The organism is Cupriavidus sp. 05N40, from assembly GCF_056397305.1.
In genome coordinates, this window is the sequence record NZ_JBFTND010000011.1 from 12,735 (window position 1) to 36,173 (window position 23,439).

At 66.4% G+C, this 23,439-nt stretch carries 24 protein-coding genes and 2 tRNA genes; 20 read left to right on the plus strand and 6 right to left on the minus strand.

The genetic code is table 11. The annotated features are described in order from the left end of the window. Positions 1-151: 151 nt before the first annotated feature. Positions 152-433: a Cro/Cl family transcriptional regulator gene (locus AC1DO7_RS04310; protein ID WP_441616226.1), complete on the minus strand. Its 282-nt coding sequence runs from the start codon at positions 431-433 to the stop codon at positions 152-154. An 86-nt stretch (positions 434-519) separates the two neighbouring features. Between AC1DO7_RS04310 and AC1DO7_RS04315 the strand changes: the two genes are divergently transcribed. The 12 genes from AC1DO7_RS04315 (at position 520) to AC1DO7_RS04370 (ending at position 7,699) form a co-directional block, all read left to right on the plus strand. Then, positions 520-1,236: a LexA family protein gene (locus tag AC1DO7_RS04315; protein ID WP_441616228.1), complete on the plus strand. Its 717-nt coding sequence runs from the start codon at positions 520-522 to the stop codon at positions 1,234-1,236. 422 nt (positions 1,237-1,658) lie between these two features. Further along, positions 1,659-1,883: a hypothetical protein gene (locus AC1DO7_RS04320; RefSeq protein WP_441616230.1), complete on the plus strand. Its 225-nt coding sequence runs from the start codon at positions 1,659-1,661 to the stop codon at positions 1,881-1,883. A 10-nt stretch (positions 1,884-1,893) separates the two neighbouring features. Then, positions 1,894-2,244: a hypothetical protein gene (locus tag AC1DO7_RS04325; protein ID WP_441616232.1), complete on the plus strand. Its 351-nt coding sequence runs from the start codon at positions 1,894-1,896 to the stop codon at positions 2,242-2,244. A gap of 3 nt (positions 2,245-2,247) precedes the next feature. After that, positions 2,248-2,676, plus strand: a complete 429-nt coding sequence (locus tag AC1DO7_RS04330; RefSeq protein ID WP_441616234.1) for a hypothetical protein — start codon at positions 2,248-2,250, stop codon at positions 2,674-2,676. Between the two features lie 23 nt (positions 2,677-2,699). After that, entirely contained in the window at positions 2,700-3,227 is a 528-nt protein-coding gene (locus tag AC1DO7_RS04335) for a hypothetical protein (RefSeq protein WP_441616236.1), read from the plus strand. After that, entirely contained in the window at positions 3,224-3,763 is a 540-nt protein-coding gene (locus AC1DO7_RS04340) for a hypothetical protein (protein WP_441616238.1), read from the plus strand. Before AC1DO7_RS04335 ends, AC1DO7_RS04340 begins: the two co-directional genes overlap by 4 nt. After that, on the plus strand, positions 3,760-4,020 hold the full coding sequence (locus AC1DO7_RS04345; protein ID WP_441616240.1) for a hypothetical protein: 261 nt from the start codon (positions 3,760-3,762) through the stop codon (positions 4,018-4,020). The genes AC1DO7_RS04340 and AC1DO7_RS04345 overlap by 4 nt, the downstream gene beginning before the upstream one ends. 33 nt (positions 4,021-4,053) lie before the next feature. Next, positions 4,054-4,182: a hypothetical protein gene (locus AC1DO7_RS04350; protein ID WP_441616242.1), complete on the plus strand. Its 129-nt coding sequence runs from the start codon at positions 4,054-4,056 to the stop codon at positions 4,180-4,182. Continuing rightward, entirely contained in the window at positions 4,179-4,409 is a 231-nt protein-coding gene (locus AC1DO7_RS04355; protein WP_441616244.1) for a helix-turn-helix transcriptional regulator, read from the plus strand. The genes AC1DO7_RS04350 and AC1DO7_RS04355 overlap by 4 nt, the downstream gene beginning before the upstream one ends. A gap of 94 nt (positions 4,410-4,503) precedes the next feature. Continuing rightward, positions 4,504-5,295: an exodeoxyribonuclease III gene (xth, locus tag AC1DO7_RS04360; protein WP_477115829.1), complete on the plus strand. Its 792-nt coding sequence runs from the start codon at positions 4,504-4,506 to the stop codon at positions 5,293-5,295. Between the two features lie 110 nt (positions 5,296-5,405). Continuing rightward, positions 5,406-5,855: a homoprotocatechuate degradation operon regulator HpaR gene (gene hpaR / locus AC1DO7_RS04365; protein WP_441616248.1), complete on the plus strand. Its 450-nt coding sequence runs from the start codon at positions 5,406-5,408 to the stop codon at positions 5,853-5,855. Next, positions 5,852-7,699 carry a SulP family inorganic anion transporter gene (locus AC1DO7_RS04370; RefSeq protein ID WP_441616250.1) on the plus strand — a complete coding sequence of 616 codons (1,848 nt, stop codon included), beginning with the start codon at positions 5,852-5,854 and terminating at the stop codon, positions 7,697-7,699. Before hpaR ends, AC1DO7_RS04370 begins: the two co-directional genes overlap by 4 nt. 122 nt (positions 7,700-7,821) lie before the next feature. Here the strand turns inward: AC1DO7_RS04370 and AC1DO7_RS04375 are convergent, their stop codons facing one another. Then, complete coding sequence (locus AC1DO7_RS04375; RefSeq protein WP_441616252.1) at positions 7,822-8,085, minus strand: DUF1488 family protein; 264 nt, start codon at positions 8,083-8,085, stop codon at positions 7,822-7,824. 266 nt (positions 8,086-8,351) lie between these two features. On the opposite strand from AC1DO7_RS04375, the gene AC1DO7_RS04380 reads away from it, so the two are divergent. Then, positions 8,352-8,427: transfer RNA gene (locus AC1DO7_RS04380), tRNA-Lys, on the plus strand. Positions 8,428-8,838: 411 nt separating this feature from the next. Here AC1DO7_RS04380 and AC1DO7_RS04385 read toward each other — a convergent pair. Both AC1DO7_RS04385 and AC1DO7_RS04390 read right to left on the minus strand, forming a co-directional pair. Next, complete coding sequence (locus AC1DO7_RS04385; protein WP_477115830.1) at positions 8,839-10,227, minus strand: 8-oxoguanine deaminase; 1,389 nt, start codon at positions 10,225-10,227, stop codon at positions 8,839-8,841. Between the two features lie 150 nt (positions 10,228-10,377). Then, positions 10,378-11,286 carry a LysR substrate-binding domain-containing protein gene (locus tag AC1DO7_RS04390; protein ID WP_441616256.1) on the minus strand — a complete coding sequence of 303 codons (909 nt, stop codon included), beginning with the start codon at positions 11,284-11,286 and terminating at the stop codon, positions 10,378-10,380. Positions 11,287-11,587: 301 nt separating this feature from the next. Between AC1DO7_RS04390 and AC1DO7_RS04395 the strand changes: the two genes are divergently transcribed. The 5 genes from AC1DO7_RS04395 to AC1DO7_RS04415 all read left to right on the plus strand — a co-directional run bounded on the left by AC1DO7_RS04395 (position 11,588) and on the right by AC1DO7_RS04415 (position 15,554). After that, positions 11,588-12,919 (plus strand): DUF2252 family protein, encoded by a 1,332-nt coding sequence (locus AC1DO7_RS04395; protein ID WP_441616258.1) that lies wholly within the window; start codon positions 11,588-11,590, stop codon positions 12,917-12,919. A 152-nt stretch (positions 12,920-13,071) separates the two neighbouring features. Next, a tRNA-Lys gene (locus AC1DO7_RS04400) sits at positions 13,072-13,147 on the plus strand. A gap of 428 nt (positions 13,148-13,575) precedes the next feature. Further along, positions 13,576-14,550, plus strand: a complete 975-nt coding sequence (locus tag AC1DO7_RS04405; protein WP_441616260.1) for a Bug family tripartite tricarboxylate transporter substrate binding protein — start codon at positions 13,576-13,578, stop codon at positions 14,548-14,550. Positions 14,551-14,850: 300 nt separating this feature from the next. Then, positions 14,851-15,213, plus strand: a complete 363-nt coding sequence (locus AC1DO7_RS04410) for a hypothetical protein (protein WP_441616262.1) — start codon at positions 14,851-14,853, stop codon at positions 15,211-15,213. A gap of 167 nt (positions 15,214-15,380) precedes the next feature. After that, on the plus strand, positions 15,381-15,554 hold the full coding sequence (locus tag AC1DO7_RS04415; RefSeq protein ID WP_441616263.1) for a hypothetical protein: 174 nt from the start codon (positions 15,381-15,383) through the stop codon (positions 15,552-15,554). A gap of 84 nt (positions 15,555-15,638) precedes the next feature. Here the strand turns inward: AC1DO7_RS04415 and AC1DO7_RS04420 are convergent, their stop codons facing one another. Next, positions 15,639-17,150 carry an acetyl-CoA hydrolase/transferase family protein gene (locus tag AC1DO7_RS04420; protein ID WP_477115831.1) on the minus strand — a complete coding sequence of 504 codons (1,512 nt, stop codon included), beginning with the start codon at positions 17,148-17,150 and terminating at the stop codon, positions 15,639-15,641. A gap of 372 nt (positions 17,151-17,522) precedes the next feature. Here AC1DO7_RS04420 and AC1DO7_RS04425 point away from each other — a divergent pair, with 372 nt between their 5' ends. Beyond that, a complete protein-coding gene (locus tag AC1DO7_RS04425) occupies positions 17,523-22,418 on the plus strand; it encodes an NAD-glutamate dehydrogenase (protein WP_477115837.1) in 4,896 nt (1,631 codons plus the stop codon). Positions 22,419-22,565: 147 nt separating this feature from the next. Continuing rightward, the gene (locus AC1DO7_RS04430; RefSeq protein ID WP_441616267.1) at positions 22,566-23,159 is read left to right on the plus strand and encodes a DUF2939 domain-containing protein; all 594 of its coding nucleotides are present in this window, start codon (positions 22,566-22,568) and stop codon (positions 23,157-23,159) included. A 3-nt stretch (positions 23,160-23,162) separates the two neighbouring features. Here the strand turns inward: AC1DO7_RS04430 and AC1DO7_RS04435 are convergent, their stop codons facing one another. Further along, entirely contained in the window at positions 23,163-23,417 is a 255-nt protein-coding gene (locus tag AC1DO7_RS04435) for a hypothetical protein (RefSeq protein ID WP_441616269.1), read from the minus strand. Positions 23,418-23,439 lie beyond the last annotated feature (22 nt).

A 23,439-nucleotide genomic window follows, 5' to 3' on the forward strand; every position in this document is an offset into this window, starting at 1 on the left:
CGTCAAAGCGCGGCGCTACGACCGCGCGCTCAGGAAGAAAACGTGTTCCAACCCAAGCCCAAATTTCTTCGCCGTTTGAATACCGTCGAGAGGCGGCGGAGTACCCCTCGACGTCATTCGGCGCGCTTCCGCGTCGCGCATGGTGCGGCCCTTAGCTTGCCAATAGCCTCAGCCATTCCTCGACAGGAATGAGCCAGAGCCGCGGCTCGACATAGAAAAGCTCTGGCCAGGCTCGCGGCCAATCGGCCCGTAAATCCTTGCGCGTGACCCGCCCCTCCGCGTGTCGCTCAATCAACACACACAGTTCGCACTTGAATCTCCCGCCCGCGCTAATCGCTTTGCGCAGGTAGCCCTCAGAGGTTCCCAGCGCGTTACAGAAGGCAGCGCGCTGCGCCCTATCGAGGCTGTTCAGGTAGGCCAGTAGCTTGTCCATGACGCCGGATATTACCATATTGTAATTTCCGAACAACACTCTTTGGTGTTTTACCTTAAAGTAATTGGTAGGGATAATTGTGGCCTATGACCATCGTTGACATCCGGCGCCAGCGCCTTCAACTCCTGATCTCGCAGAAGTACGGCACCCAGGCTGAATTCATCCGGCAGACCGGCATGAATCAGGGGGAAATTTCCGGCCTTTCGCGCGGCAGCAAGAGCTTTGGCGAGAAGAAGGCGCGACGTATTGAGGAGTTGGCGCACATCCCTCCCGGCTGGCTCGATCAGGCAACCGGGAGCGGAGACTTGCCGCTTTTTGGAAGTGCGGACTCTCCGGCAGACGCTTACAATTTCCCTTCTCTCGGGAACAACTTCGAAACCGGACCTGACATGAGGTCCCGGGCATACCCCGAGATATCATGGGTACAAGCGGGGATGTGGACAGAAATCGCGGATAACTTTGAACCTGCTACTGCGCAGGCCTATCACTACTGCCATAAGGATCTCGGGCCGCAAGGCTTCGTTTTGAGAGTCAAGGGCTACTCAATGACAGCGCCGGCGGGTCAGTCGCCGTCGTTCCCGGAAGGCATGCTGCTCTTCGTCAATCCGGACGTCGAAGCACAGCCTGGCAAGTTCGTCATCGTGCGCCGGAACGGCAACGAGGCAACGTTCAAAAAGCTGACCCTGGTCGACGGGGAGCTCTTTCTCGAGGCCCTCAATCCGGAGTGGCCCAACCGCTTTTTGCGCCTGCAAAAGGACGATCACATTTGTGGCGTCATCATGACCGCCACACTTGAGCTGTAACTCGCAGGGCACACCGTCCCTTAAGCGGCCCGCATTAGCCGCCCAGTAGAGCCGGCCGCGGAGCACCGCTTTTCACCTCAAAACGGACCTGACCAAGGGAGCTGGCCAATACCGTCTGCGCTTGGAGAATGCCTCCAGGACGTCGCACGGGCGAAAATATTACCAAACGGTGTTGACCTGTAATATTACTACTTGGTAATCTCGCCATCGACGGCACCGGCAGGTGCCCCTCGATGGAGAGTTCATGACCCGAAGGAATCGCCTCAAGACCGTGACCGCCCGCCGCGGCTTTCATGGTGGCCTACATTGGCTTACCCACGCCGCCCTGGCGGTGGCCGTCTACGCAGTCCATGCCTGCGCTCTTGAACACGACGAGCGCGCACCCACAGCCGTCAAGAGCGCTCCCAGCGCGGCTTAGGCACATGCCGCCGCTGCCTTTCTCAAAAGTCGCCCTGCTGAAGGAGTTTCGCCGCCTCAAGTGGAGCGGCGTCCCCGAGGAGGCGCTCGAACACACCCCTACCCGCCTCGCCCTGATCGCGTCTGTGAAGACGCGCCTGCGGGCCGAGGCCACGAAGCGCAGCGCCGCTCGCCGGCGCACGCGACCCGCCGACGACTTCAAGCGCCGCCAGGCCAACGACCTCGATTGAAGGACCCACCATGCTGATCGGACTCACCGGCCGCGGTGCCGGCCGGGCTTTCGCCGCCGACTATCTGGCGCGCACGCACGCCTTTGTCGCCGCCCCCTCTGTAACTGACGCTCTCGTCGACGAACTCAGCGCCCACCACGTCCTGGTGTTGGATCTCGCCGGCCCCGAAGACGCCCAAGAGTTGCGCGTGCGCGGCGGCATCGTCGTGCACCTGGTCGACCCGGCTCTGCCGAACTTCGGCCCTGACAACGGCATTGAGCTGCGACCCATCGACCGCGAAATCAACGCCGCGCTCGACATCTGCCGGGCTTGCGATGCGCTCGACGCGCTGGTCGGCGACGCTGAATTCATGGAGGGCTGAACCATGCGCAAATCCCGCAACAAGCCCTATCGACCTCGCCAGCTCCGCGTGCCGATGACAGCGGAGAACACGGCCAAGCTCGAACTGCAGTGGTACGTCCACCTGGACGGCTTTCTGCGCACGCCAACAGCCGATGGTTACAACACCGTGGTGACCATGGTTGCCACCACGGAACGCGCTGTTCACGCCCAGGGAATCGCCGAGTTTGATCCCTACATCCGCTCAGTCAAGCGCGCGCTTTGCAGCATCGTGGATCGCTGCGCCGATGGGACGGACGTCAACATCACCCAGCAGGAACGCGCCACGCTCGCTGCGGGCGCGTCATTCATCGAGGCAGCCATCAAACGCTGCCGCTACGACACGTTTGTCATGGCCCGCGCCGAGACCGCCGCAGAGCGCAGACGCCTCGGCGTGCATCTCACCACCGCCTGACCCCGCCGCCGCAAGAGGATTCCATGTCCACACACCTTCGCAATATCACCCTGCTGTCGACATTCGGCGCTGCTATTTCCGAGCGCCTTGCCAAGTCCATCGTGCCGCTGCACGACCTGCCCGATCACGAACTGGCGCGCCGCCTGGTGGAGAGCATTGGCCACAGCGACGCCGTCGATGTTGGCTTGTTCGCCATGCTCCTGCACAGCCGCGGGATGGATCGCAAAGCGCTAGCCACGCACGCGGTAGCGCCGCTGCTCAATGTCATCCGAAGCGAGATCGCCCAGCTCGAGCGCGCCGAGCTGGAGGAGCGCATTGCGCAGCCTTACGGCTACTGGCTCGACGGCGAGTGGTACGGCTACCAGCCCGACGAGAAGGAACCGTTGCGCCCCGGAGAAACGCGCACGCTTACCCCGGTCTGGACGCACAACGAAGCCGTAACCTTTGTGGGCGTCCCCGTCGACGGCCGCGATGACGTGGAACCGATGCCAGCCACCACCGAAGATGCCGCCCTGCTTCGCCCCTACCTCAAGGCAGGAGACGCGCAATGAACGCGAAGGCACGCCGCAACGCCGAGAGGTTCGGCACCAGCATTGGCGAGCGCCTTCCGGCCGATCACGGCCTGCGCCTCGCCGCCCCCTCACGCGGCGCTATCCGCTCGATCCGCCCACACACGGATGACCTTGCCGTGGACCAGCTCGCCACCGCCATGAAGGCGAAGCTCGCCGCATGCCGTAGCAAAGGCCGGGCGGGCTGGGACAACCCGCTGGAGTGCTCGGTGGAGCGACTCGCCCAGATGATGGCCGAAGCCGTATGCAAGGGCGACCCCATCGACGTGGCCAACTTCGCCGCGATGCTGCATGCCCGCGCCGCGGCGCACCAGGTCGTTGCCGAGCACGCCGCGCGTGCGCTGCTGCGGGGCAACCGCGAGGCCTGCGCCGAGGATCGCGTCAACGCTTGCCGCTATCAGGCCATCCGCGACCTCGATCACAGCGCCGAGCTGCAGGCCGCACTCCGCATTGGCGGCTCCGCCCTGGACTCCGCCACCGACCAGACCATTACCAACGAAGAGAGCGCACACGCATGACCACGTTTCTGTTTCCCGACGAAGAAGAGAGCCACGCCTACTGGTCGACGCGCGAATTCAAGGCATGGGCCGTGACGCTCACGACCGGCCCGGAGAAGAAGCCCACCGCTCGGCACGTCATGTATGTACGGGCTCGCACAGCTGAGTCAGCCAAGTCCTGCGCGCTCGAAAACAACTTCGCCGTGAAAGGCCGGATTCGCGCGCACGCGCGGCTGGCCACCTGGCGCGAGCTTGGCTGCATGAGGGCCGTCGCATGAACCAAAGGACGCCAAGAGACAGCGGGTGGCGGCATGACCGACCGCTACCAAGCGGATATCCACCCGTATCCGCGATTTACCAATGAAGTGAGTATGGAAGTAACAGCACAACGAATCATCGAATTGACCCCGCCAGGCTTGGCGAATTGGAGCGAAAAGTGAACGTCGTCACCAACATTGAACAAAAGGCAGGCACGGCGCCGGCAGTGGCGCCCAAAACGCAGCGCCTTTACCGCGTCCGCGAGGTGATGGGCCAGCTTAGCATCTCCAAGGCAACGGTCTACCGCATGGTGGCCGCTGGTACACTCCGCCTCGTAAAGATCGGCCCACGCTCGAGCGGCATCACGGCAGAGAGCATCGAGGCGCTCCTGCAGGGGTCGAAAGGCTAGCAGAATGAAGTTGGGTAGCTAGATGGGTAGCCAGAAGACATTTTTCAGAATAATCAACCCGGAAAGCCTTACCCATCATAGAACAAGATAAACCATGARAATCGCMWCCTGGAACGTCAATTCGCTCAAGGTCCGGCTGCCGCAGGTGCTGGACTGGCTGATCGAGCAGGAAAAAGCGGATACCCCCATCGACGCCCTGTGCCTGCAGGAGCTGAAGATGCCGGACGACAAGTATCCGCTGGCCGAACTGGAGAGCGCGGGTTTTCACAGCGTCTTCACCGGCCAGAAGACCTATAACGGCGTGGCGATCCTGGCGCGCAACGTGACCATGGCCACGCCCGCCGACGTGGTGCGCAATATCCCCGGCTTCGAGGACGCCCAGCAGCGCGTGGTGGCCGCGACCTATGGCGACGTGCGCCTGGTGTGCGCGTATTTCCCCAACGGCCAGGCCCCCGACTCCGACAAGTTCACCTACAAGCTGAACTGGCTGCAGGCCATGACCGCATGGCTGCGCGGGGAGATGGCGAAGTACCCGAAGCTTGCGCTGCTGGGCGACTTCAACATCGCGCCCGAGGACCGCGACGTGCACGACCCGGCGAAGTGGGAAGGCCAGAACCTGGTCTCCCCGCCCGAGCGGGAAGCCTTCCGGGCGCTGGAAGCACTCGGCCTGACCGATGCCTTCCGCATGTTCGAGCAGCCGGAAAAGAGCTTTTCCTGGTGGGATTACCGCATGTTCGCCTTCCGCCGCAACGCCGGCTTGCGCATCGACCACATCCTGCTGTCGCCGGCCTTGCGCGAATCGTGCAGCGCCTGCGTGATCGACCGGGTGCCGCGCACCTGGGAGCAGCCGTCCGACCACACGCCGGTGGTGGCCACGCTGGGCTGAGGGGGCAACCCCGGGGCGCCTTTCCGGATAGCGGGGCCGGCGGAAGGATTCAGGCTATCGGGGAAGCCACCGGCTCGCGTGAAGGCGCCCGCGCGGCTACACTTGCGACCATGAAACCGGCCACCTTCCGCCACCGCAATCTTCCCCACCTGCTGCTGCAGGCCCGTGAAACGCTGATGGCGGGCTTCCGGCCCATCCTGCGCCAGCACGGCCTGACCGAGCAGCAATGGCGCGTGGTGCGCACGCTCAACGAGCAAGGCGAGATGGAGCCGAACCAGCTCGCCGATGCCTGCCTCATCCTCAGCCCGAGCCTGACGCGGATGCTGTCGAGCATGGAGGAAGCGGGCCTGATCCTGCGCTCGCGCTCCACCACGGACCAGCGCCGCCAGCAGATCTCGCTGACGGACAAGTGCCGCGCCCTGATCGCCGAGATGGAGCCACTGATCGACCGCCGCTACGAGGAACTCGAACGCATGATCGGCGCCGAGCGGCTGGGCAAGGTCTACGGTGCGATCGACGAACTGCTGGAGAGCTTCAGCGACCAGGACCCGCGCGCATGAGCATCGCGGCCCCGGAGGGAAGGCTGGCACGCCTGCTGCCGGCGTGGCGCCACCGCGTAAGCACCGCCTCCCTGCGCGCCGACCTGGTGGCCGGCCTGCTGGGCGCCGTGCTGGTGCTGCCGCAGGGCGTGGCCTTCGCCACGCTGGCCGGCCTGCCACCGCAGTACGGCATCTACGCGGCGGTCATCCCCTGCATCGTCGCGGCCCTGTTCGGCTCGAGCTGGCAYGTGATGTCCGGSCCGACCAAYGCCAAYTCGCTGGCRYTGTTYGCCATGCTGAGYCCGGTSGCATTTGCCGGCAGCCCGGCGTATATCAATCTCGCCCTGGCCGTGACCATCATGGTTGGCGTCCTGCAGCTGGCCGTGGGCACGCTGCGGCTGGGCACGCTGGCCAACTTCATCTCACCTTCGGTGCTGCTCGGCTTTACCTGCGGCGCGGCGACGCTGATCGGCCTCTATGCACTCAAGGACCTGTTCGGCCTGGCCGTGCCCACGGGCACCAGCGCCTTCGGCGTGGTGCGCTTCCTGTTCGACAACGCCGCCACCATCAACTGGAGCGCGTTCACCGTGGCCATGGTGACGCTGGCCGTCACGGTCGCCGTGAAGCGGGTCTGGCGCCGCCTGCCCTTCATGCTGCTAGGCCTGCTGGCGGGCTACGCGGTCGCGCTGCTGCTCAACATGCCGGACTGGAGCCAGGGCGCGCGCCATGTCAATGTGGTGGGGCCGATCCCGTCGGCAATCCCGTCCTTCCATCTTCCCGGCATCGACTGGCATGCCATCCCCGACCTGCTGGGCATTGCCGCCGCGCTGACCATCGTCGCGCTCGGGCAGTCGATCTCGATCGCCAAGGCGGTGGCACTGCGCTCCGGCCAGCATATCGACGCCAACCGCGAATTCATCGGCCAGGGCTTGTCGAATATCGCCGGCGGCCTGTTCTCCGCCTATATCTCCTGCGGCTCGCTCAACCGCTCGATGCCCAACTACGAGGCCGGCGCCCAAACCCCGCTGGCAGGCGTGTTCTCGGCCTTGCTGCTGGTGGTGCTGGTGAGCGCCAGCGCGCCGCTGCTCGCGCAGATTCCGCTGGCGGCGATCTCCGCCATGCTGCTGCTGGTCGCATGGGGCCTGTTCGATTTCGCCCGCCTGCGGCGCATTGCCAGCCTGAGCCGCGCCGAGTTCGCCATCGCCATCAGTACCTTTGCCGCCACGCTCGCCATCCGCCTGGAAATGGCGGTCCTGCTCGGCACCATCCTGTCGCTGGTGGCCTACCTGTACCGCACCTCGCGGCCCGCCGTGCGCAGCCTGGTGCCTGACGCGGATGATCCCGACCGCCGCTTCACCCCGCTCGACGAACTGCGTCGCCCGCAGCCGGAGTGCCCGCAGCTCAAGCTGCTGCGCATGGAAGGCGCGATCTACTTCGGCGCCGTCCAGTACGTCACCGACAGGTTGCACCATGCGCGCACCGCGCATCCCGGCCAGGTCCACCTGCTGGCCATGACCAAGAGCATGAACTTCATCGACCTTGCTGGCGCCGAGATGTGGGAGAGCGAGCTCACCGAGCGGCGGGCCGCCGGCGGCGACCTGTATTTCCACCGTCCGCGCACGCAGGTGCTACAGACCTGGGACCAGACCGGATTCGCGGCCAAGCTGGGCGAGGAACATATCTTCTCCACCAAGCGGCAGGCCCTGCACACCATCATCGCGCGGCTGGATCCGGCGGTGTGCCGTGAATGCCGCGCGCGCGTCTTCGAAGAATGCGCAAGCCGCCCGGGCGGGTCGCTTACCCAGGGGAGAGCCGGCATGAACCGCGAGGACACACCAGAACCAGCGCGGGAACGCGCAGCTTGACGACGATCGGGGATGGAAAGAGAAACGCCGGAGAGAACCCGGCGCCAGGCGGCTAGAAGCCGCAAACACGTGAAGCGGGCGCCCGGGATCGGACCGATGACCGGCCCGGACTGAAACCCGCTTCAGAGCGGCGCCACATGGGCGCGCTTGACTACCACCGGCTGGGCAGCGCCCTGCTCGATCAGCACCACCGCGGCACGTTCGATGGTCTCGCGCCCGGCGCGGAAAGCCTCTTCCAGCGACAGCACCTGGTCGGCGCTGAAGCCTTCCCACAGCGCCTCGCGCGTCACCACGCAAGTCACCGGTTGGCCATCGACCATGGCGTGAAATAGCAAGCCTTCATTGTTGATATCGTAACGCTCTTGCTCTTGGAATTTGATATCCATCGGTAAAGCCCTCCATTGCAAGTGATAATCCATCCTAACATGGGTCGGCCCGACTCGTCCGCAAAGGCCTACGCTTAGCGCGCCCCCAAGCAAGACTGAAGAGCCCGCGAGGAGTTCCCGTGCCATGCGCGGGCCTCTTTGGCCAGCGTTGCCCGCTCACGTCGCGCCGAATCGATCGCATGAAGGCCGCATGCGGTCCGCACGCAGGAAAAGATCACCAAACATTTGACAAACTCAAAAACGATGATAGAATCTTTTTCTTCGTTGGGGCGTTAGCTCAGTTGGTAGAGCAGCGGACTCTTAATCCGTAGGTCGAGTGTTCGAGTCACTCACGCCCCACCAGCGAATTCAAAAAGCCGGAAGCAGAAATGCTCCCGGCTTTTTTCATTTGTCGATACAACCCGGTGGATCAAACTCGGCGGATACGACTCGGCGGACACCCACCCGGCGGATGCTGCCCGCGTGGTCCGTCCATCCGGTGATGGCCACCCGTATTGATATCGCATCAATGTGACACCTGTCATCGGCACCATCGGCCGCCAGGGCATCCGTGCACGCCATCCTCCCGAAGAGCCATTCCGAAGGGCAAAAAAAAGCCCGCGCATCAGCGCAGGCTCGGGAAGGGTCAGGGGCGTTCGGGGAACGTCCCGGTGACAAGTTTGAATACATTGGAGACATGGCGCTGCCCCACTCGAGTGGGGTCGCGCGCACCCGGCAATCCGGCGTGTGTCGCGCCGCGCCTGCGGCACAGGCTCAGGCCGCCTCGCCCGCGCGCTCGAACAGCGTGCGCGCCAGGCTGCGGTGCCGCGCGAGCACGCGCGGCAACTCGACGCTCAGCAGCTCTCCGCCGCGCACCACGACCCTTCCGTTGATCACACTGGTGGCGACATTGCCGGGCGTGCAGAACACCAGCGCCGCCACCGGATCGTGGCCCGCGCCCGCATAGGCCACCGCATCCATGTCGAAGGACACGAAATCGGCCGACATGCCTGGCGCCAGCGCGCCGATATCGTCGCGGCCCAGTACCCGCGCGCCGCCCAGCGTGGCGATCTCCAGCGCTTCGCGCGCGCCCATGGCCGCCGGCCCGTAGCCTACCCGCTGCAACAGCATSGCCTGGCGYGCCTCGCCCAGCATGTGCGCGCCGTCGTTSGASGCGCTGCCGTCCACRCCCAGSCCCACYGGCACSCCSGCGTCGCGCATCKYCCGSAYCGGSGCRATGCCCGASGCCAGCCGCATRTTSGAGCACGGGCAATGGGCCACGCCGGTGCCGGTCCGCGCGAACAGTGCGATGCCCTCGTCGTCGAGCTTCACGCAGTGCGCGTGCCACACGTCGGCGCCGACCCAGCCGAGCTCCTCGGCGTACTGCGCGGGAGTCAGGCCGAACTTCTCGTGCGAGTAGGCGATGTCGTTGTCGTTCTCGGCCAGATGGGTATGCATCGACACGCCATAGCTGCGCGCCAGCAGCGCCGACTCGCGCATCAGGTCGCGCGAGACGGAAAACGGCGAGCACGGCGCCACCACCACGCGCAGCATGGCGTGGCGCGAGGCATCGTGATATTGCTCGATCAGCCGCCGGCTGTCGGCGAGAATGGCGCGCTCATCCTCCACCACCGAATCGGGCGGCAGGCCACCCTGGCTGCGGCCCACGCTCATCGAGCCGCGCGCGGCATGGAAGCGCATGCCCATCTCGCCCGCGGCGGCGATCGAGTCATCCAGGCGCGCGCCATTGGGGTAGAGGTAGAGATGGTCGCTGGTCGTGGTGCAGCCCGACAGCATCAGCCCGGCCATCGCGGTGCGCGTCGAGACGTCGATCATCTCCGGCGTCAGGTGCGACCAGAGCATGTAGAGATTGCTGAGCCAGGCGAACAGCTCGGCATCCTGCGCCGCCGGTACGGCGCGGGTCAGGCTCTGGTACATGTGGTGGTGCGTGTTGACGAGGCCGGGCGTCACGACGTGGCCACGCATGTCGAGCACCTCGGCGCGCCCCTGGTCGATCAGCTGGCGATACTGCGGCGGCAGGTCCGCGCTGGCGCCCACCCATGCGATCGCCGGGCCTTGCGCCACCAGCGCGCCGTCCGCAATCTCGCGGCGCTGAGCGTCCATGGTGACGAGCACATCGGCGTGGAGCAGGATCAGGGTCATGGCGCAATCTCCGGTTCGGGAACAAGGCAGGCCCGCGCAGTCTACGGCGCGCGCCGCGCCCGGCAAAGCATCGAATTTCGCCCACGCTGTGCGCAAAAAGAGCACAGCGCCGGCCGCGCCCGGGAAGGCACCAGAAAATGCCTGAAGGCGCTAGCGCGCAGCGTCGAACACGGCCGCCAGGCCCGCGCCGATGCAGTCCGCCATCAGGCCGGCTGCCGCGCCGAGCGGATTGCGCGCGCGCGCCACCAGCCGCAAGGTCTGGCGCGGCAGGTTGCCATCGCGCAAGGGCAGCCATGCCAGCGCGCCGCGTGCCCGCTCGTCCAGCACATCGAGCGGGTTGAGCAAGGCGATGCCGGCGCCGAGCATGACCAGGCTGCGCATCAGCGCCGTCGACGTGGTCTCCGTCACCGGCGACACCGCCAGCCCCGCGCGCGCGAAGCCCTCGTCGAGAATGCCGCGCAGCGACATCGACGGCGCCGGCAGGATCACGGGCCAGGCCAGGCATTCGGCCAGTAGCGCCGACGGCTGCGCCGCCAGCGCGTGGCCGGGCTGCACCACCACCCCGATCGGCCAGTCGCTGCCGGCGAGGATGCGGAACGCCGCCACATCCGGCATGTCGTAGCCCAGGCCGAGATCGGCATCGCCACGCTCGACGGCGCCGACGATCTCCGCCACCGGAAGATCGAGCAAGCGCACCAGGATGCCCGGATATTGCTGGCGAAAGCCATGCACCAGCGATGGCATCAGCGAACCGGCCAGGCCCGCCGTGGTGGCAACCGTGACTTCGCCCTGGCGCACGCCCTTGACGGCCTCGATCCGGCTGCGAAGCAGTTCGTGTTCGCGCAGCGTCTGCCTTACGTGCGCCAGCACCATCTCTCCCAGCGGCGTGAGCCGCAGGCGCTTGTTGATGCGTTCGAACAGGGGCGCGCCCAGCTCGGCCTCCAGGTCCAGGATCTGCCGGTTGATCGCGCTTGGCGCCACATGCAGGTGCAGCGCGGCCTGGCGGATCGAGCCGCGGCTCACCACCTCGTCAAGGTAGCGCAGGACTCTGGCGTGCATGCAGGACTCTCCGGTCTGGATCTGGGCGGGAAGGCGGGAACGAGCGCATTGTAGCCGCTGGCCCTCCCGCTCCCCGGCATCGCCGGCAGGGCGCCCCCCCCACTCCGTCGGCGTTGCGCTGACACGTTTGTCGGACAGCGCCCGCATGCCAGGGGCGGCTGCGCACGGGACAATGGCTGCGCATCCCGGCGGCATGGAGTACGCTGCCTTGAAGGATACGGATGCCGGCGCCGGCCGCCGGCGCAAAGGTGCGGCCCGCTCCGCCCGATCGACTCCTGCGGCGCCCGGTGCGCCGACCGCCATGACCGCCAAGACCAGCAAGCCGAAATCCGCCCACGGGGCCGGTGCGAAGCACAACGCAAAGCCGGCTGCCAAGGCGCTGCGCAAGACAGCGCGGAAACCCGCGGCCAAGCCCGCCAAGCCCCGGCCTCCCGCCGCCGACAAGCGCGAAGACGTCTTGCTGCGCTGCCGGAACCTGAAGATGGCGCGCTCCGCCCACGCTTACGTGCGGGGCAACACGCGCAAGTTCTACGAATGGCTGGAAGCCAAGCAGCCGCACACGCTGCCCGAAGGCCCCGCGATCTGGATCTGCGGCGACTGCCACGTCGGCAACCTCGGCCCGGTCGCGGACATCCAGGGCGACGTCGCCATCCAGATCCGCGATCTCGACCAGACCGTGATCGGCAACCCGGCGCACGACCTGATCCGCCTGGCGCTGTCGCTGGCCACCGCCGCGCGCGGCTCCGACCTGCCCGGCGTGATCACCGCGCGCATGCTGGAGAGCCTGGTGGTCGGATACGAGAGCGCCTTCGACAATCCGGACGCCGCGGCCGGATTGGTATCGCGCCGGCCCGCCGCGGTGCGCACCGTGATGCGCCTGGCGCTCGGGCGCAAGTGGAAGCATCTCGCACGCGAGCGCCTGCAGGACACCACGCCGGCCATCCCGCTCGGCAAACGGTTCTGGCCGCTCGCAAAGGACGAGCGCGAAGCGATCCGCGCACTGTTCGAACGGCGCGAGATCGCGCACCTCGCCACGCTGCTGACCTCGCGCGACGAGGGCGCGCGCGTGGAGATGGTAGACGCGGCCTACTGGGTCAAGGGCTGCAGTTCGCTGGGACGCTTGCGCTACGCCGTGCTGCTGTCGGTAGGCAGCCAGGACAGCCCGAGCCCCGAAGTCTGCCTCATCGATATCAAGGAAGCCGTGAAGGCAGCGGCACCGAGCTACCCGAAGGTCAGCATGCCGCGCGGCAACGGCGAGCGCGTGGCCGAAGGCGCGCGACATCTGTCGCCTGCGCTGGGCGACCGCATCGCCTGTTCGACCCTGCTCGACAGATCGGTCTTCATGCGCGAACTGCTGCCGCAGGATCTCAAGCTGGAGATCGACACCCTGCCACAGGAAGAGGCCAGCCGCGTGGCGATGTACCTGGGCGAGGTGGTAGGCAACGCCCACGCGCGGCAGATGGACCTCTCCACCCAGCGCGCCTGGCTGGCCGAACTCGCACGTAACCGCTCGAAGCAACTCGATGCGCCATCATGGTTGTGGACCAGCGTGCTGGATCTGATCGCCAGCCACGAGGTGGGCTACCTCGAGCATTGCCGCATGTTCGCACTCGATCAGGCCACGCGCGCCTGAGCACGCGCGTCGCCGCCGTCGACGAGCCGCGCGCCGGGACACGGCGAGGCCAGGCGGGGCGATCCGCAACTGCGCCTGCAATGAGACCCGAGACAAAAAATCATCGAACGTTTGACAAACTCAAAAACGATGATAGAATCTCTTTCTTCGTTGGGGCGTTAGCTCAGTTGGTAGAGCAGCGGACTCTTAATCCGTAGGTCGAGTGTTCGAGTCACTCACGCCCCACCAGCGAATTCAAAAAGCCGGAAGCAGAAATGCTTCCGGCTTTTTTCATTTCCACCCCTGGCATTGTTTCGAGCCCCTCCCTTCGCTCCTCGCTCGCACATTTCCCCATTCTTCCTTGTTCGCATCGCCCGCCAGGCGCATGCGCCTCGCATGCCGGATGCCCGGATGGCAAGCTGATACCGGGTTGATACCGATTCCGCCGGCCACGCTTTCACGGTTGAATTGCGCCTGAAGCACATCGCGGAACATGGTTCCGCATTACGGAACCATTCCGGTCGCTTCGCAAAACCCGTGGCAGCTTGCGCCCGCTGCCCGGGACCTCGCGGCAAGCCGGCAGGGCAGCAAACAAAAACGACGGGACAGCCGGCGCAGACCGCCACGCCCGCACCCTGGCCGGACCGCAAGCAGACCTAGAATCTTCGGAGCCTCTCTTGAAAGCAGTCTTGAAAGTCAGTAGCGCAGCTTGTCTGGTCCTCGTTGGCCTGTGCCAGGGCGCCTTTGCACAAACCTACCCCACCAAGCCGATCCGCCTGATTGTTCCGTTCGCCGCGGGCGGCACCACCGACATCGTGGCACGCTCGGTAGCCGACGGCATCGGGCGCGAGCTCGGCCAGCCGGTGGTCGTGGAAAACCGTGGCGGCGGCGGTGGCGTGATCGGCGCCGACGCGCTGGCCAAGTCCGCACCGGACGGCTACACGCTGGGCATCGCCACGGTCAGCACCATGGCGACCAACCCGGCCACCAACGCCCGCAACCCCTACGATCCGCTCAAGGACTTCGCGCCGATCACCAACCTGGTCAACGTGCCGAACGTGYTGACGGTCAATCCGAAGGTGCCGGCCAAGACCCTGCAGGAATTCGTCGCGCTGGTGAAGGCCAATCCCGGCAAGTACAGCTACGCCTCGGCAGGCAAGGGCAGCATCTCGCATCTGGACGGCGAGCTGTTCAAGTTCCTGACCAAGACGGACATGGTCCACGTTCCCTATCGTGGATCGGGCCCTGCCCTGAACGATACGCTGGCGGGCCAGGTCAGCGGCCAGTTTGACAACCTGCCGTCCTCGATGCCCCATATCCAGGCTGGCAAGCTGCGTGCCCTGGCGGTGGCCGCGCCCAAGCGCGTGGAAGGCCTGCCTGAAGTGCCGACCTTCGCCGAAGCCGGCATGAAGGACATGAACAATATGGCCTGGTACGGCCTGGTGGCGCCCGCCAACACGCCTGCGGCCATCGTCGCCAAGGTGCATGACGCCGCCGTGAAGACCCTGCAGGATCCCAACGTCAAGCGCCGCCTGGCTGAAAGCGGGGCCTACCCCGACGGCAATACGCCGCAGCAATATGCCGCCCAGATCAAGCGTGAACTGGAACTGCGCAAGAAGATCGCGCACGACCAGAACATCACGCTCGAGTAAGCACCGGGCGAATCCGGCCATCCCCGGCCGGATTCGCTGCATGCCCGCTCTGCGCCCGGGCCCGTGCGGGCCCGCGAGGTGGCCTTTCCGCCGCCTCCGCCGCCCTGCCACGCCCGCCCTCCCTGYCATACCTGTCCGCGCTTGATCTAGCGCACGATTCCTGCCTGTATTCGATGTTTCAATACAGGGGGAAGAAAGATTGACTTCGCAGGGTCCTCCCGAGTCGGTAAAGTAGCCGGGTCAGACAAGCAGTTCTACGGCCATGCCCCCTGCCCGTGGCCAATACTCACGAGGATGAAAATGCGCAACAAGACCGTATCCGCCCTGATCATTGCAGCCATGACCGCCTTTGGCGGCGCGCAACTGGCGCATGCCCAGAAGAACTACACCGATGGCGGCGACCTGTATGGCGGCAGCCATACCAACAAGGTGGACCCCAACAAGAGCGCCGCCAAGTCGGGCAAGTTCGACCCCTATACCGATGGCGCCAAGAAGTCGACCAAGTCCAGCCTGAACGCGGACGGCACCAAGGGCGCCAAGAAGAAGGCCGATCCCTACACCGATGGCGCCAAGTCCGGCAAGTTCGATCCGTACTCGGATGGTGCCAAGTCGGGCAAGCCCGATCCCTACACCGACGGCGCGAACGCCGCGCCCAAGCAGTAAGCCTGCCTGCCCGCCTCCGGCGGGCATTGCCGCGGTTGGTGCGCTAGCGCACCGTCCGCGCGCGCTGCCGGCAGCAGCATCGGTACAGCACACCGCAACTGCAACGCCCGCTTGAAACGCCGCCATGCGGAAGACGCCGCACGGGGAAACGCGGGATATATCCCGGCATGAAACAGATAGCCGCCGACAGCCTCGGGCGCTGCGCGGCTTCATGCTTCCGGTACCGCCTTTCATTGCTTGCCAGTTATTGCACCCATCTCCTTTCGGAGACCATCATGCTAGACGTGCTGATACTCATGGCTTCCTCCCTGGTGCTGGCGGTACTGATCTTCAAGGGATAGGAATACTTCGGGAAATTCCCGGCCCCGCGGGGCCGGCGGCAGATGGGGAAGGCACGGAGGCGGCGCGCGCATCTTCCCGCCGGATCACGCTGCTGCCCGCGTGCCGACGCCACCCATGGTGCCTTCCTCGCGGAAGCGGGCGTGCCATGCCAGCGCTTCTTCGATCAGGTGCGGCGTATGCCCGCCGCGCCGTCCGGCACGCGTCACATAGTCCTGCAGCAAATCGCGGTAGAGCGGATCGGCGCAGTTGGCGATGATCTGCCGGGCCCGTTCGCGCGGCGCCAGGCCGCGCAGGTCGGCAAGGCCGTGCTCGGTCACGATGATGTCGACATCATGCTCGGTGTGGTCGACATGCGAGACCATGGGCACGATGCTCGAGATCGCACCGGCCTTGGCCACGGACTTGGTGACGAACACCGAGATATGCGCGTTGCGCGCAAAATCGCCCGAGCCGCCGATACCGTTCATCATATGCGTGCCACCCACATGGGTGGAATTCACGTTGCCGTAGATGTCGCACTCCAGCGCCGTGTTGATGGTGATCAGGCCGAGCCGGCGCAGCACCTCCGGATGGTTGCTGATCTCCTGCGGGCGCAGGATCACGCGCGCCTTGTAGCGCTCCAGGTCCGCCAGGAAGCGCGCATAGACGGGGCTGCTCAAGGTGACCGACGATGCCGAAGCAAAGCTCAGCCGCCCGGCGTCCAGCAGTTCGATGGTGCTGTCCTGCAGCACTTCCGAATACATCTTCAGGTCGCGGAACGGCGAATCGATCAGGCCGTGCAGCACCGCGTTGGCAATGGTGCCGATGCCGGCCTGCAGCGGCTGCAGCGCCGGCGCCAGCCGGCCCGCGCGAACTTCATGCAGGAGGAAATCGTTCAGGTGCCCCGCGATCTGCCGGGTTTCCTGGTCGRGCGGCAAGGCGTTGGACGGGCTGTCGTCCTTCTGCGTGATCACGATCGCCGCGATCCTGGCCGGGTCCACCGGGATATACGGCAGGCCGATGCGCTGCTCGGCCGCGATCAGCGGGATCGGCTGGCGGTACGGGCGCGGCGTGGGCAGGTAGATGTCGTGTAGGCCTTCCAGCCCGGCCGGCATATTGAGATTGATCTCGACGATGACCTTGCTGGCCAGCATGGCAAAGCTGGCCGAATTGCCCACCGAAGTGGTCGGCACGATGCCGCCGGTTTCGGTGATGGCGACGGCTTCCACCACCGCCACGTCCACCGGCGCGATCTGGCGGCCGCGCAGCTGCTCCACGGTCTCCGACAGATGCTGGTCGATGAACATCACTTCGCCCGCATTGATCTTGCGCCGCAGCGTCGGATCGACCTGGAACGGCAGGCGCCGCGCCAGGACATTGGCCTCGGACAGGATCTTGTCGGTGTCGTTGCCCAGCGAAGCGCCGGTCATCAGCGTGATGCGAAGCGGCTCGGTTTGCGCGCGCCGGGCCAGCGCTTCGGGCACGGCCTTGCAGTCGCCCGCGCGGGTGAAGCCGCTCATGCCGACGGTCATGCCATCGCGGATCATCGCTGCCGCGGCTTGCGCCGGCATGACCTTGCCGAGGAGGCTGTCCAGCCGGATTCGTTCCTTGTACATCTTATGTCTCCATGAAACCTGTCCCGGCAGATTGCGGCGTGGCACTAGCCGCGGCAGGACCTGGCGCCCTGCCCTGCTAGCGTCTCCTACCGGCCGGTAAGGTGCAGATAAGCAGTGTAGCCAGAGCAGACATATTCCATCACCGATATAAAATCATGAAAACCAGTCGCAAAATTCATAGAACCTCCAGCGCCGCCGGACCTTGTCCGATCATCGCGCATGTGCCTCGCACTTGGCGCGCGGCCCGCTTCTTTATGCTCTACAGTAGTTAGCAAGCTCATGCCGCCCCGCAGATGGCGCCGCCAGAATGGCGCCGCGCGGGATACCGCCGGCATGGACCTGCCAAAACTCAAGCCGTCTGGGGGAGACACCATGCTGGCGGAAAGCGAAACGCGACTGGCCCAGTTGCTGGCCGACCTGATGCAATTCGCCCAGGGCCGCCTGCCCGGCGAGATGTTCGTCAAGGTGGAGCCCTTCCTGCGGCACTACTACGACCTGACCGACACCGAAGACCTGCTGCAGCGCGACGTGGCCGATCTCTACGGCGCGGTGATGGCGCACTGGCAGACCGCGCAGCGCTTCGTGCCCGGCAATGCCCGGCTGCGGGTGTACAACCCCAACCTGGAGCAGCACGGCTGGCACTCCGACCACTCGGTGGTCGAAATCGTCAACGACGACATGCCCTTCCTGGTGGACTCGGTCACCATGGAGATCAACCGGCTCGGGCTGGCCCTGCATTCGGCCATCCATCCGGTATTCCTGATCTGGCGCAGCGCCGACGGCACCATTGCCAGGGTCGGCCTCGGCGGCGAAGGCGACGCCGGCGACCTCGCCGCCGGCAACGGCGCCGCCTCCGGCCCGCGCCTGGAATCCTTCATTCATTTCGAGGTAGACCGCTGCGGCGACGCCGCCACGCAGGAAGCCCTGCGCAGCGGCATCGCGCGCGTGCTGGGCGATGTGCGTGCCGCGGTGGAGGACTGGCCCGGCATGGCGGCCACCGCGCGCACCACCGTGGAGATGCTGGCGCAGGGCCCCGAAGGCAGGCAGCCGGAGACGCAGGAGGCATGCGCCTTCCTGCAATGGATGCTGGACGATCACTTCACCTTCCTCGGGCAGCGCGACTACGAACTGATCACCCGGGACGACCGCTTCTACCTGCGCGGCGTGGCCGGCTCCGGCGCCGGCATCCTGCGCGAGAGCCTGCGCCCCGAAGAAGCCGGCGCGCTCACCGAACTGCCCGCGGCCGCCAGCAGCGTGATCGAAGGCAGCTCGCCGATCTTCGTCACCAAGGCCAATTCGCGCGCCACCGTGCACAGGCCCGGCTACCTCGACTACGTCGGCGTCAAGCTCAGCGACGCCAGCGGCAAGATCACCGGCGAGCGCCGCTTCATCGGCCTGTACACCTCCAGCGCCTACATGACCTCCAGCGCGGAGATCCCGCTGGTGCGCCGCAAGTTCGCCAATATCCTGGCGCGCGCGGGCTTCCTGACCAAGGGCCATCTCTACAAGTCGCTGGTGACCATCCTCGAGCAATACCCGCGCGACGAGCTGTTCCAGGCCGACGAAGACGAGCTGTTCGACATCTCCCTGGGCATCCTGCGCCTGCAGGAACACCAGCGCATCCGCCTGTTCGTGCGCCGCGACCGCTTCGACCGCTTCGTCTCCTGCCTGGTGTTCGTGCCGCGCGACAAGTACAACACCGACCTGCGCCAGCGCATCCAGAAGCTGCTGATGACCGCCTTCCACGGCAATAGCTGCGAGTTCACGCCCCAGCTGTCGGAGTCGCCGCTGGCGCGCATCCAGCTGATCGTGCGCGGCGAGCCGGGCACCATGCCCGAGGTCAACCCGGACGAACTGGAGGCGCGCATCGTGCAGGCCGCGCGCCGCTGGCAGGACGACCTCGCCGCGGCCTTGCTGGACAGCAACGGCGAAGAACAGGGCAACCGGCTGCTGCGCCGCTACGGCGACTCGTTCCCGGCCGGCTACCGCGAGGACTACCCAGCCCGCACCGCGGTGCGCGACATCGAACTGATGGAAGCCGCCCAGGCCAGCGGCAGCGTGGCAATGAACCTGTACCGGCCGATCGAGGCCGCGCCCGGCGCGTTCCGCTTCAAGGTCTACCGCGCGCGCGAGCCCATCGCGCTGTCGCTCAGCCTGCCGATGCTCGAACACCTCGGCGTGCGCGTGGACGAAGAGCGCCCCTATCTGGTGGAGCCGAGCGGCGCGTCGCCGGTGTGGGTCCACGACTTCGGGCTCGAGATGGCCGACGGCGTCGCCGCCGGCGTCGACCTGGGCGCGGACATCGCGCGCATCAAGGCGCTGTTCGAGGACGCCTTCGCGCGTGCATGGAGCGGCGAGATCGAGAACGACGATTTCAACCGCCTGGTGCTGCGCGCCGAACTCGCCGCGCGCGACGTGACCATCCTGCGCGCCTATGCGCGTTACCTGCGCCAGGTCGGCTCGACCTTCAGCGACGCCTATATCGAGCGTGCCCTGACCGGCAATCCGGCGATCGCCGCACAACTGGTGGAACTGTTCGTGGCGCGCTTCGACCCCGCCACGGAAACCGGCCGGGCGGCGCGCTGCGAGAAGCTGCTGCACGCCATCGGCGCCGCGCTGGACCAGGTGCCGAACCTGGACGAAGATCGCATCCTGCGGCTGTTCCTCGGCGTGATCAACGCCACGGTGCGCACCAACTACTTCCGCCATGGCGCCGACGGTGGTCCGCGCCCCTGCCTGTCGTTCAAGTTCGACCCGTCCAGGGTGCCAGGCCTGCCGGAGCCGCGCCCGATGTTCGAGATCTGGATCTACTCGCCGCGCGTCGAGGGTGTGCACCTGCGCGGCGGCCCGGTGGCCCGTGGCGGCCTGCGCTGGTCTGACCGGCGCGAGGACTTCCGCACCGAGGTACTGGGCCTGATGAAGGCCCAGATGGTCAAGAACACGGTGATCGTGCCGGTGGGCAGCAAGGGCGGCTTCGTGGTCAAGCGCCCGCCGCTYGCCACCGACCGCGACGCGGTGCTGCAGGAAGGCGTTGCCTGCTACCAGACCTTCCTGCGCGGCCTGCTCGATGTGACCGACAACCGCGTCGCCGGCACGCTGGTGCCGCCGCCCGAAGTGGTGCGCGAGGACGGCGACGATCCCTACCTGGTGGTGGCCGCCGACAAGGGCACCGCGAGCTTCTCCGACTACGCCAACGCCATCTCCGCCGAGTATGGCTTCTGGCTGGGCGATGCGTTCGCCTCGGGCGGCTCGGTCGGCTATGACCACAAGAAGATGGCCATCACCGCGCGCGGCGCCTGGGAATCCGTCAAGCGCCATTTCCGCGAGATGGGCGTCGATATCCAGTCCACCGATTTCACCGTGGCCGGCGTCGGCGACATGTCCGGCGACGTGTTCGGCAACGGCATGCTGTTGTCGCCGCATATCAAGCTGGTGGCGGCGTTCGACCATCGCCATATCTTCCTCGATCCCTCGCCCGACCCGGCCGTCAGCCTGCGCGAGCGCCAGCGCATGTTCGCGCTGCCGCGCTCGAGCTGGGCCGATTACGACATGAGCCTGGTCTCCGCCGGCGGCGGCCTGTTCCCGCGCACGGCAAAGACCATCGCGCTCACGCCCGAGGTCCAGGCCTGCCTCGGCATCAGCGCCACGGCGCTGTCGCCGGCCGAGCTGGTGCACGCGATCCTGCTGGCGCCGGTCGACCTGCTCTACAACGGCGGCATCGGCACCTACGTCAAGTCCAGCCACGAGACCCACCTGCAGGTGGGCGACCGCGCCAACGATCCCGTGCGCGTCAACGGCGCCGAGCTGCGCTGCAAGGTGGTGGGCGAAGGCGGCAACCTCGGCTTCACCCAGCTCGGCCGCATCGAGTTCGCCCTGAACGGCGGGCGCATCAACACCGATGCCATCGACAACTCCGCCGGCGTGGACTGCTCGGACCACGAGGTCAATATCAAGATCCTGCTGGGGCTGGTGGTAGCCGATGGCGAGATGACCGAGAAGCAGCGCAACAAGCTGCTGGCGGAAATGACCGACGAGGTCGGCCTGCTGGTGCTGGAGGACAATTACTACCAGACCCAGGCGCTGTCGGTGGCCGGCCGCTGCGCCGCCGCGCTGCTCGACCAGGAAGCGCGCCTGATCCGCTGGCTCGAACGCGCCGGGCGCCTCAAGCGCGCGCTGGAATTCCTGCCCACGGATGACGAAGTGGTGGAGCGCAAGGCAGCCGGACTGGGGCTGACATCGCCCGAACGCGCCGTGCTGCTGGCTTACAGCAAGATGTGGCTGTACGAGGAACTGCTGGCCTCGGCCCTGCCCGAGGATCCGCTGGTGGCGAGCCTGCTGCCCGCGTATTTCCCGCAGCCGCTGCGCGCGCGGCATGGCGAAGCCATGCTGCGCCACCCGCTGCGGCGCGAGATCCTGTCCACGCACCTGACCAACACCCTGGTCAACCGCATCGGCGCCACCTTCGTGCACCGAATTCTGGAAGAAACCGACGCGCGCCCCGCGGACATCGTGCGTGCCTGCCTCATTGCGCGCGATGTCTTCGGCCTGGATCCGCTGTGGGCCGAGATCGATGCGCTCGACAACCGCGTCGACGATGAGGTGCAGGCGCGCATGTTCGCTGCCGTTGGCCGACTCCTGGAGCTCGCCAGCCTGTGGTTCCTGCGCCACCCGCAAGCCACCCGTGTGGGCGGCGGCGAAAGCGCCGGCTACGCCCAGGCCGCCGCCTGGCTCACGCCGCAATTGCCGGCGCTGCTGGCCGCGCCGGAAGCGGYGGCGCTGGCCGAACGGCGCCAGGGCCTGAGCCAGGCCGGCGTGGACGACGCACTGGCATTGCGCGTGGCCGCCGGAGAAATCTCCGCCGCGGCGCTGGATATTGCGGACGTGGCTGCCACCACGCAACGCGACCTGGCGCTGGTGGCCGCCGTCTATTTCGCGCTCGATACGGAATTCAGTTTCGGCTGGCTGCGCGAGCGCGCCCAGGCCCTGCCAGCCGACAGCCACTGGGACCTGCTGGCGCGCACCACCGCGCTGGAAGACCTGGGCCGCCTCAAGCGCGCGCTGACCGTAAGCGTGCTGGCGCAACCGATCGAACTGGATACCGTGGAGAAGCTGGTCGAAGCATGGCGCAGCGGGCGGCAGGGGCAGATCGAGCGCTTCTCGCGCATGCTGGCGGACCAGCGCGCGTCGGGCGCGGCCGGCTTGTCGATGCTGTCCGTGGCCATACGCGAGATCGGATTGCTCGAGCGCAGCCAGGCTGGCGTCTGCTAGGCGACAGGAGATCACGGCACGCGGTGGCGAGCACGGGGGCTGGATAAGGGAACTGGAGCGATGCGCCGGCGTCCGGGGACCACGGTCGCCATCAGGCCATCAGGGAATCAGGCAATCGCCACCGCGGAGGCGCCAACCGGATACGCGATGAACAGATCCCTCAAGGCGGCGATCGTTGCGGCGATCGCCGTTGCCGCCACCAGCTATGCCAGCCCGTACTGGACGCTCTACCAGATGCGCACCGCCATCGAGACGCGCGACGCCGACAAATTCTCACGTTACGTGGACTATCCTGCCCTGCGCGAGAGCCTGAAGGGGCAGCTGACCGCCTCGCTGCAGCAGAAGCTCGGCAACGCGCCTGTGCTGCGCGATACGCCGCTGGCCGGCATCGGCCAGGCCATCGGCCTTGCCGTCATCAACACCATGATCGACACGATGGTGTCGCCGGCCGGCGTGATGGCGCTGATGGCCGGCGAAAAACCAGCCGCCGCGCCGCCGCGCGCCGCGCCCTCCGCATCCGCGCCCGCTCCGCAACCAGGCGAGACGGGCAAGCAGGAAAAGCCGGATGCCGCCAAGGATGCGCTCAGGTACGCGCTGTCCTACCGCGGCCTGAACGCCGTCGAGGCATCGGCCACCAAGGACAACGGCGAACGCATCGTCATCGGCCTGACGCGCACGGGGCCCTGGACCTGGAAATGGAGCAGCATCGCGCTGCCGGAATTCGCCAAGCCCGGGCCCTAGGCTTCAGCGGCCCCATTTCGCCTCGAGCAATACCGCCGCCTTGATCGCCGCGACGGTGTCTTCCTCGGTCTTGAAATCGCCCAGCAGGCGCTTGGACTTGCCGCTCAGCACGGCCGCCTGCAACGCCTTTCCGGAGGCTCCGGACGTACCCGGGCTCCAGCAATAGCGTGCAGTCCAGGTGCCGTCCTGCAGGCGCTCGGCCACCCAGATGACGCGAAAATCCTCGAACACAACCCCGAAAGGTTCGTCTTCGTCCATCACACATACCTCCACTGCTCGC

What these genes read in the sequence shown, in the direction of transcription:
- AC1DO7_RS04310 (WP_441616226.1), bottom strand. Translation starts at nt 433, where the DNA reads ATGGACAAGCTACTGGCCTACCTGAACAGCCTCGATAGGGCGCAGCGC.
- AC1DO7_RS04315 (WP_441616228.1), top strand. Translation starts at nt 520, where the DNA reads ATGACCATCGTTGACATCCGGCGCCAGCGCCTTCAACTCCTGATCTCG.
- AC1DO7_RS04320 (WP_441616230.1), top strand. Translation starts at nt 1,659, where the DNA reads ATGCCGCCGCTGCCTTTCTCAAAAGTCGCCCTGCTGAAGGAGTTTCGC.
- AC1DO7_RS04325 (WP_441616232.1), top strand. Translation starts at nt 1,894, where the DNA reads ATGCTGATCGGACTCACCGGCCGCGGTGCCGGCCGGGCTTTCGCCGCC.
- AC1DO7_RS04330 (WP_441616234.1), top strand. Translation starts at nt 2,248, where the DNA reads ATGCGCAAATCCCGCAACAAGCCCTATCGACCTCGCCAGCTCCGCGTG.
- AC1DO7_RS04335 (WP_441616236.1), top strand. Translation starts at nt 2,700, where the DNA reads ATGTCCACACACCTTCGCAATATCACCCTGCTGTCGACATTCGGCGCT.
- AC1DO7_RS04340 (WP_441616238.1), top strand. Translation starts at nt 3,224, where the DNA reads ATGAACGCGAAGGCACGCCGCAACGCCGAGAGGTTCGGCACCAGCATT.
- AC1DO7_RS04345 (WP_441616240.1), top strand. Translation starts at nt 3,760, where the DNA reads ATGACCACGTTTCTGTTTCCCGACGAAGAAGAGAGCCACGCCTACTGG.
- AC1DO7_RS04350 (WP_441616242.1), top strand. Translation starts at nt 4,054, where the DNA reads ATGACCGACCGCTACCAAGCGGATATCCACCCGTATCCGCGATTTACC.
- hpaR (WP_441616248.1), top strand. Translation starts at nt 5,406, where the DNA reads ATGAAACCGGCCACCTTCCGCCACCGCAATCTTCCCCACCTGCTGCTG.
- AC1DO7_RS04375 (WP_441616252.1), bottom strand. Translation starts at nt 8,085, where the DNA reads ATGGATATCAAATTCCAAGAGCAAGAGCGTTACGATATCAACAATGAA.
- AC1DO7_RS04390 (WP_441616256.1), bottom strand. Translation starts at nt 11,286, where the DNA reads ATGCACGCCAGAGTCCTGCGCTACCTTGACGAGGTGGTGAGCCGCGGC.
- AC1DO7_RS04395 (WP_441616258.1), top strand. Translation starts at nt 11,588, where the DNA reads ATGACCGCCAAGACCAGCAAGCCGAAATCCGCCCACGGGGCCGGTGCG.
- AC1DO7_RS04410 (WP_441616262.1), top strand. Translation starts at nt 14,851, where the DNA reads ATGCGCAACAAGACCGTATCCGCCCTGATCATTGCAGCCATGACCGCC.
- AC1DO7_RS04415 (WP_441616263.1), top strand. Translation starts at nt 15,381, where the DNA reads ATGAAACAGATAGCCGCCGACAGCCTCGGGCGCTGCGCGGCTTCATGC.
- AC1DO7_RS04430 (WP_441616267.1), top strand. Translation starts at nt 22,566, where the DNA reads ATGAACAGATCCCTCAAGGCGGCGATCGTTGCGGCGATCGCCGTTGCC.
- AC1DO7_RS04435 (WP_441616269.1), bottom strand. Translation starts at nt 23,417, where the DNA reads ATGGACGAAGACGAACCTTTCGGGGTTGTGTTCGAGGATTTTCGCGTC.